Raw genomic sequence first — 13636 nt, forward strand, 5'->3', positions numbered from 1 at the left:
TTGACAGTCCGGACTAGTACTGGAACCGCTGCTCGTGCAGATCGATACCGTCCTGCCAGTCCTTCCCGCCGGGGTGCAGGTCGATGGAGAGCGTGACCCTGGCGAGGGCGTCATAGCCGGCCGCGTGCAGGCACCGGATGGCGTCGAGGTTGCGGGCCGCCGGCGAGATGCTCAGCTGCCCGAGGCCGCGCCGCCGGGCCTGGTCGGCCACGTGCTCCAGCAGCGCCCGACCGATCCCCTCGCCGCGCCGGGCCGACGCCACGACCAGCGGCTCGACCTGGCCACCGCGGCCGTCGAGGATGAGTCCGACCATGCCGACCACGCCGACGCCGACGATATCCGCGACCCACATGCCGGACAGGTCGAGCCGGGTGAGGTACTCCTCGAACGCGGCACCCGGATCACCGTTCACGGGTGGCGCGGCGGGATAGAGGTGGTGATGTTCCTCGGCCAGCTCCGCCCACAGGTGGCGGCACTCTCGATGGTCCGTCGGTCGGTACGCCCGGATCGTCGGCTGCAGCGTCGCGACGCCGCCAGCCACGCCGCCATCTGCGCGAACAGTCACCATGTATCCATGCTTACTCCGGTGCGTGGCTCCGCGACACCCACATCGCGGTATTGCACCCGAGGCGACCGACCACTGACCGTTTCACGCCTTTTGTTGCATCACGCGGATCGCGACCAGAAGGTTACTGATCCGGACGGTTAGCGATAACATCAGAAATGGCTCGCAGCTAAACGACGAAGGGACCGTCGGGTCGGGACGGTCCCTTCGCAGTTTGCTCAGATTCGTTACGGCAGGCGGAATTCGCCGTCGGTGTCGACCGCCGCGATGAAGGTCTCCCACTCGGCGCGGGTGAAGCGCACCGACCCGGCGTCCGGGGCGTTGGAGTTGCGGACCTCGACGACGCCGTCGACGAACCGCGCTTCGACACACTGTCCGTTGTTACCGCTTCGGGTGGGCTTGTGCCACCGCTCGTTCAGCGCAGCCATCTGCGCACTCCTTCGTTTGTCAGGCCGTCTCAGCGAACACCAGCTCGATCAACTTGACCGACTCGAATGGGCTGAGGGCGGCGGCTCGCAGACTTTCGAACACGTCGTGATACCGCTGGACGTCTCCGGCTTCCTGGTAGATGTCGCCGGCCATGGCTTCGGCATACACGACACTTGGTGCACCTTGGAACTTGAGGATCGCGAATGATCCAGCCATGCCGGCATAGGCCCCTCCGCTGAACGGAAGGATCTGGACCGTCACGTTCCTCGCCCGGCCCATTTCGGCCAGGTGCTTGAGCTGCGACCGCATGACGTCGGGTCCACCGATGAGCCGCCGGATGACGCTCTCGTCGAGGACCGCGATGAACTGCAATGGATCATCAGCCTTGGTGAGCAGCTCCTGGCGCTCACGACGGGCGCTGACGTGCGCCTGGACGGCGTCCTCGGACTCGCCCGACGGGGAGGCGGCGGCGAGCAGCGCTCGCGTGTACTCCTCGGTCTGGAGCAGCCCTGGCACCACCAGCGCCTCGTAGTCGCGCATCTCGATCGCGTTGGACTCGAGGCCGATGTAGCGGGAGTAGTGACTCGGCAGGTCGCCGAAGCGGGCGAACCAGCCTCGGGTCTTGCCTTCCTTCGCGAGCGCGATCAATGTCTCCGTCAGATCGCGATCATCAACGTCGTAAATCTTGAGCAACTGTTCGAGGGTGCTCCGGCGGATGCCGACCTTCCCGCCTTCCATGCGGCTGATCGTGCTGGGCGAACAGTCGAGTTGCAGGCCGACGTCCTCAGTGGTGAGCCTCGCCTGCTCGCGCAGCCGTCGCAGCTGTTTGCCCAACTGGAAGCGGGGGAACGTGGGGCTATGCGCGTGGGACACCGCTCACCTCCATTACTCAAGACGAGTGTGTCCGTTACCGGGTTGTCGCGCAAGCATGTCCGTCAGTGAGCGATTGGGTTGCTCTACTCAACTTTGACCGAACGTATTGCCCCTGGAAACCTGCACATGCATTCTGAGGCGGTCAGGTGGTTCATCTGCCGGAGGGAGATCCGTCGTGATCGAAGACGACGAGATCCTGCTCGAAGGCGCGCCGCGGCTGTTCGGCATTGTCGCCGATCCCTTCGACGACGACCATCCTCAAGTGGTCGCCTGGGGTCACGAGCTGCCGGATCAGGCCGTGCTCACGTGGCGCCTGGGCAATGGGAAGTCCGAGATCGCCGTCTTCCGCTCCGCGGAGGCCGCGCTCGCGACCGCTCAGCAGCTGTATCCCGCCCGCATCCTGTGGGCCGCAGCGGTGCAGAGGGTCTGATGGCCGTCATCTACGACCATGCCGTGACGGACGCCCGCCGCCTGGTGGCCCGCCACCAAGCGGTGCGGATCCAGCAGGTCACACGCTGTGCGGCCGGCTGCGCGCACTGGCCCTGCAAGCCGTTCTCCACCGCGTGGGCAGTGGTGACCCGCAACTCCAACACGCGCGCCGGCCGCTGACCCGCGCACACAGTGACGAACGCCGGACTAGATCGACGACGAGCAGTCCGACAGGTCTGACTGATCGGCCGACCCCTTTCGGGATCGATGGCCGCAGTGCACCTTCACCGCTTCCGGCTTGCCCTTGAGCTTGCCGTCCCAGCCCGGCCACGCCCGGTTCTGGATGGGATCCTTGGTGGGCGAGGGCGTCGGCTTCGGCGGCTTGACCACCGGCGGCGGGGTGGTGGTCACCGGCACCGTGACCGGTGGCGCCTGGAGCTCCGGCGCCGGGGTGGAGATCGGCGCTTTGCTGCCCGTACCGATGGAGATGCCGCCGCCCGAGCCACCGGACGCCTGGGCGGTGGCGTGCGGCCTGACCGCGGTTGCCGGCGGCAGCGGTGCGGTCGGTTGGGCCGCGATCGACGGCGCGCCGGAGCTGTGCAGCCCGCTGCTGGGTGTCGGATCGAGCACGAGCGGTCCGGGTCGCGGCTCGGCGACGATCGGCGCCCGGACGGACGGCGCCGTGTCCAGCGAGGCGCTGCCGGCCGCGACGACGATCAAGGTCGGCACCGAGGTCAGGGCCACGAGCAGGGCGGAAATGAGCAGCGGCCGGCGGTTCGGCGAGAAGATGCGGTGCGTGCGGACGTCGGATTCCAACTGAGCGCTCCAGTGTGCGGGGGAATGCAGTACGAAGCTCATAGGACTAACTGCCACGCACCGGACGAGGATCTGCCCGTTCTGGAGGGATTTTTCGACCTTGAAACCCCGCGGAACCCCAACTCCATGGTGTCGATCCACACGCCTTCTGCGATGCTGGACACACACCGGCAACGGGGCTGTAGCGTCCGCATACCCTGCGACTGAGCCCCAGGGCCGGCTCCCGGGCGTGATCCACTCACACCCACCGCGACGCGCCGGCCTCAACAGGGCCGCCGCGTAGCAGCCACCCCCGCTGCGCGGCAGGGTTACCCCCGCTGCCGACGCGAGAGACCGACAGGGAGATACGGATGGCGAAGGGCGACGCAAAGGCCCGGACGTCAGCAACACGGGCCGCGCCTGAACCCGCGTTCGTGCAGCTGCTCACCCCTGAGGGAGACCGGGTCGAACACCCCGACTACACGGTCGACTTCACCGACGAGGAATACCGCGCGCTCTATCACGACCTCGTCGTGGTCCGGAAGCTCGACGCCGAGGCGACCGCCCTGCAGCGCCAGGGTGAGCTGGGCATCTGGGCGAGCCTGCTGGGCCAGGAGGCGGCGCAGGTCGGCTCGGGCCGGGCGCTGCGCACGCAGGACATGGCGTTCCCGACCTACCGCGAGCACGGCGTGCTCTACTGCCGCGGCGTCGACCCGATCGCCCCGCTGACCCTGTTCCGCGGGGTCGACCAGGGCGCCTGGGACCCGAACGAGTTCAAGTTCGGCATGTACACGATCGTCATCGGCGCACAGACGCTGCACGCGACCGGATACGCGATGGGCATCAGCAAGGACGGCAAGGTCGGCTCCGACGACGGCGAGGCCGTCATCGCCTACTTCGGCGACGGCGCCACCAGCCAGGGCGACGTCAACGAGGCGTTCATCTGGGCCTCGGTCTTCAACGCGCCGATGGTGTTCTTCTGCCAGAACAACCAGTACGCGATCTCCGAGCCGCTCGAGCGGCAGACGCGCGTCCCGCTGTATCACCGCGCCAGCGGCTTCGGCTTCCCCGGCCTGCGGGTCGACGGCAACGACGTGCTCGCCTGCTACGCGGTCACCCGCAAGGCCCTCGACGACGCCCGCCACGGCCAGGGCCCGTCGCTGATCGAGGCCTACACCTACCGGATGGGCGCCCACACCACGTCGGACGACCCGACGCGCTACCGCATCGCCAGCGAGGTCGAGGCCTGGCAGGCCAAGGACCCGATCAAGCGGCTGCGGGTGTACCTGGACAAGCAGAGCATCGCCGGCGACGACTTCTTCGCCGCGGTCGACGAGGAAGCCCGGGTCGCCGCCGCCGACCTGCGCGAGCGGGTCCTCACCATGCCCGACCCGAATCCGCGGACCCTGTTCGACCATGTCTACCCGCACGGCTCACCCGAGCTCGACCAGCAGCGGGAGCAGTTCGACAAGTACATGGCGTCGTTCGAGGGGAGTGGGCACTGATGGCCGAGACCCTGACGATCGGCAAGGCGCTCAACATCGGCCTGCGCCGGTCGATGGAGCGCGACCCGAAGGTCCTCATCATGGGCGAGGACGTCGGCAAGCTCGGCGGCGTCTTCCGCATCACCGACGGCCTGCAGAAGGACTTCGGCGACGAGCGCGTCATCGACACGCCGCTGGCCGAGTCCGGCATCATCGGCACCGCCGTCGGCCTCGCGATCCGCGGCTACCGCCCGGTGTGCGAGATCCAGTTCGACGGCTTCGTCTACCCGGCCTATGACCAGATCGTGTCGCAGGTCGCGAAGATGCACTACCGCTCCCAGGGCAAGGTCCGGCTGCCGATCGTCATCCGGATCCCGTTCGGCGGCGGCATCGGCGCGGTCGAGCACCACTCCGAGTCACCCGAGGCCTACTTCGCGCACACCGCGGGGCTGAAGGTCGTCTCCTGCTCCAACCCCGACGACGCGTACTGGATGATCCAGCAGTCGATCGAGTCCGACGACCCGATCATCTTCATGGAGCCCAAGCGCCGCTACTGGGAAAAGGGCCAGGTCAACATCGACGCCGCGAGCGTGCCGCTGCACGTCTCGCGGGTCGTGCGGACCGGCGCCGACGCCACCGTCCTCGCCTACGGGCCGATGGTCCGCACCGCGCTGGACGCCGCGACCGCCGCCGCCGAGGACGGGCGCGAGCTGGAGGTCATCGACCTGCGCACGCTCTCCCCGCTGGACATGGGCCCGGTCTACGACTCGGTGCGCCGCACCGGCCGCGCGATCGTCGTCCACGAGGCACCTGGCAACCTGGGCCTCGGCTCGGAGATCGCCGCCCGGATCACCGAGGAGTGCTTCTACTCCCTCGAAGCGCCGGTCCTGCGCGTCACCGGGTTCGACACGCCATACCCGGCCGCCCGGGTCGAAGAGGAATACCTGCCCGACCTCGACCGGGTGCTCGACGCCGTCGACCGCTCGTTCGGGTTCTAGGGGGACGCGCAGTGACGGTCAAAGAGTTCAACCTTCCCGACCTCGGCGAAGGCCTCACCGAGGGCGAAATCCTGAAGTGGCTGGTCAACGTCGGCGACACCATCGAGCTCAACCAGCCGATCGTCGAGGTCGAGACCGCGAAGGCAGCGGTCGAGATCCCCGCCAAGTGGGCCGGCAAGGTCGCCACGATCTTCCACCCCGAAGGCACCATGGTGGAGGTCGGCGCCCCGATCATCGCGATCGACACCGACCCGTCGGGCAGCGCCACGCTGACCCCGCCGGCCGTGGCACCGTCCGCGGCGTCCCTGGCCGCCGTCGACATCGCCGGTGACGCGCCGGTTGAGCCCGGCATGATCGGCGGTCCCGCGCCCGGTGGCCGCACCGCCGTCCTCGTCGGCTACGGCCCCAAAACCGCCGCCGCCAAGCGCCGGCCAAGAACAACAACAAATGCAACTGCAGCCTTGGTACAGACGGAGCCTCCCGCTCCGCCCGTAGCGCCGGCTGCGATCACGGTCGAGTCCTCGGCCGCGACGCGCCCCGCGCCAGGGTCCGTGTTGGCCAAGCCCCCGGTCCGCAAGCTGGCCCGGGACCTGGGCGTCGACCTGGTCGGCATCGCCGGCACCGGCCCCAACGGCTCGATCACGCGCGACGACGTGCTGTCCGTGTCGTCCACCTCCGCGCCCGCTGAGGCCGCCGCTCCCGCGGCGGTCAGGGTCGGCCGCGAGGAGCGGATCTCCGTCAAGGGCGTGCGGAAGCTGACCGCCGAGAACATGGTGGCCAGCGCCTTCACCGCCCCGCACGTCACCGAGTTCCTGACGGTCGACGTCACCCGCTCGATGAAGGCCCTCGAACGGCTCAAGGGCAAGCGCGACTGGCGCGACGTGCGGGTGTCCCCGCTGCTCATGGTCGCCAAGGCCGCCCTGGTCGCGCTCAAGCGCTATCCGATGGTCAACTCGTCGTGGCACTCGTCCGGCGACGCCCCCGCCGAGATCGTGGTCAAGCACTACGTCAACCTCGGCATCGCCGCGGCGACGGAGCGCGGCCTGATCGTGCCCAACGTGAAGGATGCCGACGCGCTCACCACCCGGGAGCTCGCCGACGCCCTCAACGCCCTGGTCGCCACCGCCCGCGAGGGCAAGACGTCCCCGGCGGCGATGAGCGGCGGCACGTTCACGATCACCAGCGTCGGCCCGTTCGGCATCGACACCGGCACCCCGATCCTGCCCCCGGGCGAGTCGGCGATCCTGGTGTTCGGCGCCATCCGCGACACCCCCTGGGTCCACAAGGACAAGATCAAGATCCGGCAGGTGACGACGCTCGGCCTGTCGTTCGACCACCGGATCATCGACGGCGAGCTGGGCTCGAAGTTCCTGCGTGACGTCGGCGCCTTCCTGGAAGACCCGGAGGGCTCCCTGCTCGCCTGGAGCTAGTTCAAACAGCAGTCCAATTCACGGCAGGTGGCCCGGCGCAGTAGCGCCGGGCCACTGTCATATGGCCGACGAACAGGGCGTTTGCGCAGGCAGTACACCTACGAATCGTCGGCTGGTGCGCCGCGTCACGTGCTATTCGCTGGCTATGGATCTTCTGATGAGCGTGTAATGAACGGGAAGCAAGAGTCGTCCTTACACACCAAGGAGCCAGCAGTGAGCACCTTCATGGAGCGTTACCGCGCCCGCCGCAACGCCGCCCGCCGCCTCGACGCCATCGAGCGCGCCATCGCCAAGAACCCGTCGAGCGCCCTGCGCGACGAACTCCACGCCATGCTCAGCCGAAGTTGAGCGTGCGCCCCACGCCCCCAGCCATCACACTCAGCCGCCCTGGTCCGAACCCTCCCCGGACCGGGGCGGCTGCTTGTCGTTCACCTATTCTGGGAGCGTTCTGGGAGCGCAGGTCGTGCGAACCTGAGCCTCCGCTCTGCCATGTACGGTTCGGGTCGACTACGGTCGCAAGGGTCTGACCCACAGGAGGCACGATGACGTCCGACCAGCCCCACCCGTCCGAAGCGGACGAGAGTGCGGCGAGCGCGCCGAGCTCACCCCCGCCCGGCACGCCACCGGCCGGCACCGTGCGCGCCACAGCGTCGGTCCCCATGCCGACCAGGCCTCCTGCCCAGCCGACCTCACCGGCCGCGCCGCCCATACCCGCGACGTATGGCACCCCGGTCCCGCCCGCGGAGCCTTCTGCCCCGCCGCCTCCTGCCGTTCCTTCGACCGCTTCGAGCGGGGAGGCGTCCGAGGACGGCGCGCAACCAGCCCGCCCCGGGCCGTTCCCGCCGGCCGGGCCGTTCGCGCCGCCCGCCGGACCGCTTCCGGCCCGCGTGCCACCGCCGCCGAACGCGCCACCTGGCCCGCCCGGCAGCTTCCCCGGCTTCACCCCGGCCGCACAGTCCGCGGACACGCCACCCACGCCGCCCACCGGGAGCGCCCAGGTTCCCGTCCCGGGCACGGTCTCGGGTGGCCCGTCCGGCTCGGCGCAGGCTCCCGGCTATCCGGTGTCCGGCAGCCCGTCCAGCTCGGCCCAGGTGCCGGGCCAGGTCTCCGGCGGGCAGCAGGTCTCGGGCGCGGCACAGGTTCCTGGCTCGCAGCAGAATCCTGGCGCGCAGCAGGTTTACGGCGCGCAGTATGGCAACGCCCCGGTCTCCGGCGCGGCGCAGGTGTCCGGCGCGCCGCACGGCAACGCCCCGGTCTCCGCGGCCCCCGTCTCCGGCAGCGCGCGGACCTACGGCACCGCTCAGGTCTCCGGCAGCGCCCAGGTCCCGGGCGCCATCCAGCCGCCCCCGCCCGGCGCATCGCAGGCACCGGGCCAGCCGTCCTCGTACGGCACCGCCTCGGCCCCACCGGCACCCGCCGCCTCGTCCTCCGCACCGCCGGCGGGTTACGGCGCCCCGACCTCCGCTCCCCCGGCGACGTACGGCGCCCCGACCTCCGCGCCGCCCGCCGGCTACGGAGCGCCGTCGGCTTCCGCACCGCCGGCCAACTACGGTGCACCGAGTTCGCCGCCGCCCGCCGCGTACGGCGCACCGCCGGCTTCCGCACCGCCGGCTTCCGCACCGCCGGCTTCCGCGCCGCCGGTTTCCGCGCCGCCGTCCTCCGCACCGCCGGCCACGTACGGCGCACCGTCCTCGGCACCGCCGGCCACCTATGGTGCGCCGACGTCCGCGCCGCCCGCCACCTACGGCGCACCGGCCTCCGGGCCGCCCGCCGGCGCGGTCCCGGCACCGCCCAACCTGGGCAAGATCCCACCGGCGTCGTACGCGGCCCGCGCCCAGGTCTCGGTCCCGCCGGCGAGCGCCCCACCCGCGAGCGCACCGCCAGCGGGCGGACCGACGTCGGCGTACCCGACGTCGGCCCCACCGGCGACCGGCATCTACCAGGCGTCCGCGCCGCCCGCCACCAACATTCCGGCGTCCGGCCCTCCCGCGACCGGCATCTACCAGGCGGCGCCGCCCCCGGCGACCGGCGTGTATCAGGCCTCGGTGCCCAGTGCCGCCGGTGGACCGCCGTCCGGACCGCACTACAGCGACCTCGTCACCATGCCGGGCGACCCCCCGCCGCAGGCGGCGGCACCGGTCGGCGGCGATCCGGCGGTACCGACGCCGCCGGCCGCACCGAAGAGCAAGCGTGGACTCGTCCTGGGCCTGGTCGTGGTGGTGGTCGTGTTCCTGCTCGCGGTCGCGGGCACCGGCATCGTCGTGGCGCTCAACAACGCCGGCAGCACCAGTTTCGCGGTCAACTCGTGCGTCAAGCAGGACGGCGACTCGGCGAAGAAGGCCAGCTGCTCGGACAAGGACTCGTTCACCATCGTGCAGAAGGTGGAGAAGCCGGAGAGCTGCTCGGACGCCAGCCAGCCGTATGTGGTGCTGCAGCACAAAGGCCAGAAAGACGAGGTCCTCTGCCTGCGGCCCGCCGCGCAGAAGTGACGTAGGCGCCCTGGCCCAGAAGTGGACCAGGGCCCTCGGGCAGACTTGGTGGCATGACCGACCCGGCGCAGTCGCCACTGCTCAAAGCCCGCGTCCGCGCTCCCGAACTGCGGGGGCGAGGATGGCTCAACACCGACGGACTCACCCTGTCTGATTTGCGCGGAAAAATTGTCATTCTCGACTTTTGGACCTTCTGCTGCATCAACTGCCTGCACGTGCTCGATGAGCTGCGCCCGCTGGAGGAGCGCTTCGCCGACGTGCTGGTGACGATCGGGGTGCACTCGCCGAAGTTCGAGCACGAGAAGGACGCCGCGGCGCTCGCGGCCGCCGTCGAGCGGTACGGGGTCGACCACCCCGTGCTCGACGACCCCGAGATGGACATGTGGCAGCAGTACGCGGCGAAGGCCTGGCCGACGCTCACCGTCATCGACCCCGAGGGCTACGTCGTGGCGACGATGGCCGGCGAGGGGCACGCCGAAGGGCTGGCGCGGCTGGTCGAGGAGCTCGTCCGCGTCCATGACGCGCGCGGGACGCTGCGGCGCGGGGACTCCCCGCACGTCGCGCCGAAGACCGCCGACGAGACCGTGCTGCGGTTCCCCGGCAAGGCGCTCGCCCTCGCCGACGGGCATTTCCTGGTGGCGGACTCGACGCATCAGTCGCTGGTCGAGCTCGACACCGACAACGAGACGCTGATCCGGCGGATCGGCACCGGGCAGCGCGGCCGCAAGGACGGCACGGATCCCGAGTTCTCCGAGCCCGGCGGGCTGTGCCTGCTGCCGCCGCACGTGGCCGAGGTCGCGGGCTACGACGTCGTCGTCGCCGACACCGTCAACCACCTGCTGCGCGGCCTGAAGCTTGCCACCGGCGAGGTCACCACGGTCGCCGGCAGCGGGCGGCAGTGGCGCGGCACCGTCGACTTCGACGCGCACGACTCCCTGGCGGTCGACCTGTCGTCGCCGTGGGACGTGGCGTGGTTCGACGACCGGGTCGTGGTCGCGATGGCCGGCATCCACCAGCTGTGGTGGTTCAACCCGGTGCAGCGCACGGCCGGCATGTATGCGGGCACAACCGTCGAGGCGCTGCGGGACGGGCCGCTGCACGATGTGTGGATGGCGCAGCCGTCCGGGCTGTCCGCGGCTCCTGACGGCACGAAGCTGTGGATCGCGGACAGCGAGTCCAGCGCGATCCGCTGGATCGAGGACGGCCGCCTGTCGACCGCGGTCGGCCAGGGCCTGTTCGACTTCGGCCACGTGGACGGCCCGGCCGACCAGGCGTTGCTGCAGCACCCGCTCGGCCTGCTCGCCCTCGCCGACGGCAGCGTGCTCGTGGCCGACACGTACAACGGCGCCGTCCGCAGGATCGCCGACGGCGTCGTGACCACCGTCGTCGACGGCCTCAAGGAGCCGAGTGACCTGGTGTTCACCGCGACCGGCGACGTGGTGGTCGTCGAGTCCGGCGCGCATCGGCTCGTCCGCCTCGCGCCCGGCACGCTCGCGGCGGCGGGTGTCGACGTCGCCGGCGTGCGGCACCGCACCGAGCGTCCCTCGACGATGCTCGCGCCCGGGGAGGTCGAGCTCGACCTGATCTTCGAGCCGGCGCCGGGGCAGAAGCTCGACGAGTCGTTCGGCCCGTCGACCCGGCTGGAGGTGTCGGCCTCGCCGCCGGAGCTGCTGATCGAGGGCGCCGGTGTGACGCAGAGCCTGCAGCGCCGGCTGGTCCTCTCCGCCGACGTGACCGAGGGTGTCCTGCAGGTCGTGGCCCAGGCGGCGACCTGCGACATCGACGCGGAGTTCCCCGCCTGCCACCTCACCCGGCAGGACTGGGGCGTCCCGATCCGGGTCGTCAAGGACGGCGCCGCGCGGCTGCCGCTGGTGCTCCGCGGCCTGGACCAGACCTCCTGAGCCGACTAGCCGATTAGGCGACTGAGGAGACTGAGGAGACTGAGGAGACTGAGGAGACTGAGGCGAGGTCAGGCGAAGGGTGTCAGCGGTACGTCGGCGGCCAGGAGTGCCGCGCGGACCGCTGACGCCATCGCCACCGCGCCTGGGGTGTCGCCGTGCACGCAGAGCGACTCGAAGGGCACGGTCAGCACGGAGCCGTCGACGGTGACGACCTCGCCGTCGCGAGCCATCCTGACGGCGCGTTCGACGACCGCGTCGACGTCGGTCAGGACGGCGCCGTCGGTGCTTCGCGGGACCAGGCGGCCGTCGGGGAGGTAGCCGCGGTCGACGAAGCCCTCGCCGACCACCCGCAGGCCGGCCTCCCCCGCCAGCCGGGCCAGGACCGAGCCCGGCTGGCACAGCACCGGAAGCCCGTGCGCGTGCGCGGCGGCGACGACGGCCGAGGCGTGGCCGGAGTCGACGGCGGCGGTGTTGTACAGGGCGCCGTGCGGCTTGACGTAGGAGATCGGGCCGAACGCCGACAGGGCGCCGATCTGGTAGCGCAGCTCGTCGGTCAGCGTGGCCGGGTCGACGTCGATGCGGCGGCGCCCGAAGCCGGCCAGGTCGCGGTAGCTGACCTGGGCGCCGATCCGCACGCCGAGGTCGACGGCGCGGGCGCAGACCCGGCGCATGGTGCTCGGGTCGCCGGCGTGGAAGCCGCAGGCCACGTTGGCGCTGGTAACGATCTCCAGGAGGGCGTCGTCGTCACCGAGGGTCCAGATGCCGAAGCCTTCGCCGAGGTCACTGTTGAGGTCCACAAAAACGAACGGTATCGCCCGGGCGGGCCTGGGCGAGCAGTGACAGGTCGCCGGGGTCGACGACGGCGACGACCGGGTAGCCGCCGGTGGTGGGGTGGTCGGCGAGGAAGACCAGTGGCTGGCCGGAGGCGGGCACCTGCACGGCGCCGAGGACGATGCCTTCGCTGGGAAGTTCGCGCTGGTGGGCGCGGGTGAGGACGGGGCCGGTGAGCCGGGCACCGACGCGATTGCTGTCGTTGCCGATGGTGTACGCCCCAGCGAGCAGCGCCGCCGTGTCCGTGAAGTAGTCGGCGCGGGGACCCCAGGTGAGGCCGAGCGTGACCGGCCCGCCGAGCGCGGGGCAGGGTGCCACGTCCACGGTCGACGGGTCGCCGGCCGGAGCACCGATCGCCAGGGCGTCGCCGGCCCGGACGACGGGTGGACCGAGCGCGGAAAGGGTGTCGGTCGCGCGGCTTCCCAGTACCGGCGGCGCAGCGAACCCACCGGAGAGGGTGAGATATCCACGCAGCCCCGCGACGGCCCGGCCGACCTCGACGCGGTCACCGGGGCGGAAGGCGACGGGGGCGTTGATCGGCGCGGGCCGGCCGCCGACGCGGAGTGGCGCCGCGGCCCCGGTGAGGGCGAGGGTGCCGGCGAAGGGCAGCGTCGCGGCGAACGGGCCGATCGTGATCTCCAGGCCGGCGCAGGTCGCGGGGTTGCCGACGAGCCGGTTGCCGAGCAGGAGGGCCGACTGGTCGAGGGCGCCGGAGCGTGGCACGCCGAGGTGCGCGAACCCGGGTCGCCCGAGGTCCTGCAGGGTCGTCAACGGTCCGGCGACCTCGACGAGGAGGGCCCGGGTCACGCGGCCACGAACCTGACGGTGCGGCCGGGGGTCAGCAGGGCCGGCGGGGTCCGGTCGATGTCGAACAGGACGGTGTCGGTGCGGCCGACGAGCTGCCAGCCGCCGGGCGACGCGGTCGGGTAGATCCCGGCGAACTCCGCGGCGAGCCCGACCGACCCGGCCGGGACGCGGGGGCGCGGGCTGGCCAGGCGCGGCACGGACCAGGGCAGGCCGCTGAGATACGCGAACCCGGGTGCGAACCCGCCGAACGCCACCCGGAAGACGGCATCGGTCAGCGCGGTGACGACGGCATCCTTGGAAGTGCCGACCAGTGTCGCCACCGACTCGAGGTCGGGTCCGTCGAAGGTGACCGGGATGTCCAGGTCGTCGGCGGTGACGGGGGCGGCTGACGGCGGTGGCCAGGAGCGCAGCGTCGCGGTCAGGGTCGTGACGGAGGACACCCCGTCGAGCAGGACGGTGCGCGCACCGGGGACGATGTCGGTGACGTCCAGTCGACCGGCGGTCCGCTCGGCGTCCAGCGCGGCGAACCAGGCCAGCGGGTCATCGACCTCGATCAACAGGGCCGAGGTCCCGACCGGGCGGATCTCCATGACCGCCACCATAGA

General features: G+C 71.0%; 15 protein-coding genes. 8 read left to right on the top strand and 7 right to left on the bottom strand.

The window, feature by feature from the left end:
• Positions 1-13 precede the first annotated feature (13 nt).
• From AB0K00_RS01845 to AB0K00_RS01855, 3 genes are all read right to left on the bottom strand, one after another.
• Entirely contained in the window at positions 14-568 is a 555-nt protein-coding gene (locus AB0K00_RS01845) for a GNAT family N-acetyltransferase (RefSeq protein ID WP_363513702.1), read from the bottom strand.
• 224 nt (positions 569-792) lie between these two features.
• On the bottom strand, positions 793-993 hold the full coding sequence (locus AB0K00_RS01850; RefSeq protein ID WP_033359839.1) for a DUF397 domain-containing protein: 201 nt from the start codon (positions 991-993) through the stop codon (positions 793-795).
• A 19-nt stretch (positions 994-1012) separates the two neighbouring features.
• Positions 1013-1867, bottom strand: coding sequence for a helix-turn-helix transcriptional regulator (locus AB0K00_RS01855; protein WP_363513706.1), 855 nt, complete (start codon positions 1865-1867; stop codon positions 1013-1015).
• A gap of 175 nt (positions 1868-2042) precedes the next feature.
• On the opposite strand from AB0K00_RS01855, the gene AB0K00_RS01860 reads away from it, so the two are divergent.
• Complete coding sequence (locus AB0K00_RS01860; protein WP_363513709.1) at positions 2043-2297, top strand: hypothetical protein; 255 nt, start codon at positions 2043-2045, stop codon at positions 2295-2297.
• Positions 2297-2476, top strand: coding sequence for a hypothetical protein (locus AB0K00_RS01865; RefSeq protein WP_363513712.1), 180 nt, complete (start codon positions 2297-2299; stop codon positions 2474-2476). Before AB0K00_RS01860 ends, AB0K00_RS01865 begins: the two co-directional genes overlap by 1 nt.
• 27 nt (positions 2477-2503) lie before the next feature.
• Here AB0K00_RS01865 and AB0K00_RS01870 read toward each other — a convergent pair whose 3' ends face one another.
• The gene (locus AB0K00_RS01870; RefSeq protein WP_363513715.1) at positions 2504-3253 is read right to left on the bottom strand and encodes a hypothetical protein; all 750 of its coding nucleotides are present in this window, start codon (positions 3251-3253) and stop codon (positions 2504-2506) included.
• Positions 3254-3462: 209 nt separating this feature from the next.
• Between AB0K00_RS01870 and pdhA the strand changes: the two genes are divergently transcribed.
• From pdhA to AB0K00_RS01900, 6 genes are all read left to right on the top strand, one after another.
• Positions 3463-4596 (top strand): pyruvate dehydrogenase (acetyl-transferring) E1 component subunit alpha, encoded by a 1134-nt coding sequence (pdhA, locus tag AB0K00_RS01875; RefSeq protein ID WP_363513718.1) that lies wholly within the window; start codon positions 3463-3465, stop codon positions 4594-4596.
• Positions 4593-5573 (top strand): alpha-ketoacid dehydrogenase subunit beta, encoded by a 981-nt coding sequence (locus tag AB0K00_RS01880; RefSeq protein WP_363514992.1) that lies wholly within the window; start codon positions 4593-4595, stop codon positions 5571-5573. The genes pdhA and AB0K00_RS01880 overlap by 4 nt, the downstream gene beginning before the upstream one ends.
• An 11-nt stretch (positions 5574-5584) precedes the next feature.
• The gene (locus AB0K00_RS01885) at positions 5585-7003 is read left to right on the top strand and encodes a dihydrolipoamide acetyltransferase family protein (RefSeq protein ID WP_363513721.1); all 1419 of its coding nucleotides are present in this window, start codon (positions 5585-5587) and stop codon (positions 7001-7003) included.
• A 213-nt stretch (positions 7004-7216) separates the two neighbouring features.
• Positions 7217-7351 carry a hypothetical protein gene (locus tag AB0K00_RS01890; protein ID WP_327007138.1) on the top strand — a complete coding sequence of 45 codons (135 nt, stop codon included), beginning with the start codon at positions 7217-7219 and terminating at the stop codon, positions 7349-7351.
• Between the two features lie 194 nt (positions 7352-7545).
• Positions 7546-9492, top strand: a complete 1947-nt coding sequence (locus AB0K00_RS01895; RefSeq protein ID WP_363513724.1) for a hypothetical protein — start codon at positions 7546-7548, stop codon at positions 9490-9492.
• A 53-nt stretch (positions 9493-9545) separates the two neighbouring features.
• Complete coding sequence (locus AB0K00_RS01900; RefSeq protein ID WP_363513727.1) at positions 9546-11393, top strand: NHL domain-containing thioredoxin family protein; 1848 nt, start codon at positions 9546-9548, stop codon at positions 11391-11393.
• A gap of 68 nt (positions 11394-11461) precedes the next feature.
• On the opposite strand, the gene AB0K00_RS01905 is transcribed toward AB0K00_RS01900, so the two are convergent.
• From AB0K00_RS01905 to AB0K00_RS01915, 3 genes are read right to left on the bottom strand one after another with little or no spacing between them, the layout of a single operon-like run.
• Positions 11462-12190, bottom strand: coding sequence for a 5-oxoprolinase subunit PxpA (locus AB0K00_RS01905; protein WP_363513730.1), 729 nt, complete (start codon positions 12188-12190; stop codon positions 11462-11464).
• Positions 12174-13031 carry a biotin-dependent carboxyltransferase family protein gene (locus AB0K00_RS01910; RefSeq protein WP_363513733.1) on the bottom strand — a complete coding sequence of 286 codons (858 nt, stop codon included), beginning with the start codon at positions 13029-13031 and terminating at the stop codon, positions 12174-12176. The genes AB0K00_RS01905 and AB0K00_RS01910 overlap by 17 nt, the downstream gene beginning before the upstream one ends.
• The gene (locus AB0K00_RS01915; RefSeq protein WP_363513736.1) at positions 13028-13621 is read right to left on the bottom strand and encodes an allophanate hydrolase subunit 1; all 594 of its coding nucleotides are present in this window, start codon (positions 13619-13621) and stop codon (positions 13028-13030) included. Before AB0K00_RS01915 ends, AB0K00_RS01910 begins: the two co-directional genes overlap by 4 nt.
• Between the last annotated feature and the right edge of the window lie 15 nt (positions 13622-13636).

This window comes from Dactylosporangium sp. NPDC049525 (assembly GCF_040676755.1).
Taxonomy (GTDB): domain Bacteria; phylum Actinomycetota; class Actinomycetes; order Mycobacteriales; family Micromonosporaceae; genus Dactylosporangium.

What these genes read in the sequence shown, in the direction of transcription:
- AB0K00_RS01845 (WP_363513702.1), bottom strand. Translation starts at nt 568, where the DNA reads ATGGTGACTGTTCGCGCAGATGGCGGCGTGGCTGGCGGCGTCGCGACG.
- AB0K00_RS01850 (WP_033359839.1), bottom strand. Translation starts at nt 993, where the DNA reads ATGGCTGCGCTGAACGAGCGGTGGCACAAGCCCACCCGAAGCGGTAAC.
- AB0K00_RS01865 (WP_363513712.1), top strand. Translation starts at nt 2,297, where the DNA reads ATGGCCGTCATCTACGACCATGCCGTGACGGACGCCCGCCGCCTGGTG.
- pdhA (WP_363513718.1), top strand. Translation starts at nt 3,463, where the DNA reads ATGGCGAAGGGCGACGCAAAGGCCCGGACGTCAGCAACACGGGCCGCG.
- AB0K00_RS01895 (WP_363513724.1), top strand. Translation starts at nt 7,546, where the DNA reads ATGACGTCCGACCAGCCCCACCCGTCCGAAGCGGACGAGAGTGCGGCG.
- AB0K00_RS01900 (WP_363513727.1), top strand. Translation starts at nt 9,546, where the DNA reads ATGACCGACCCGGCGCAGTCGCCACTGCTCAAAGCCCGCGTCCGCGCT.
- AB0K00_RS01915 (WP_363513736.1), bottom strand. Translation starts at nt 13,621, where the DNA reads ATGGAGATCCGCCCGGTCGGGACCTCGGCCCTGTTGATCGAGGTCGAT.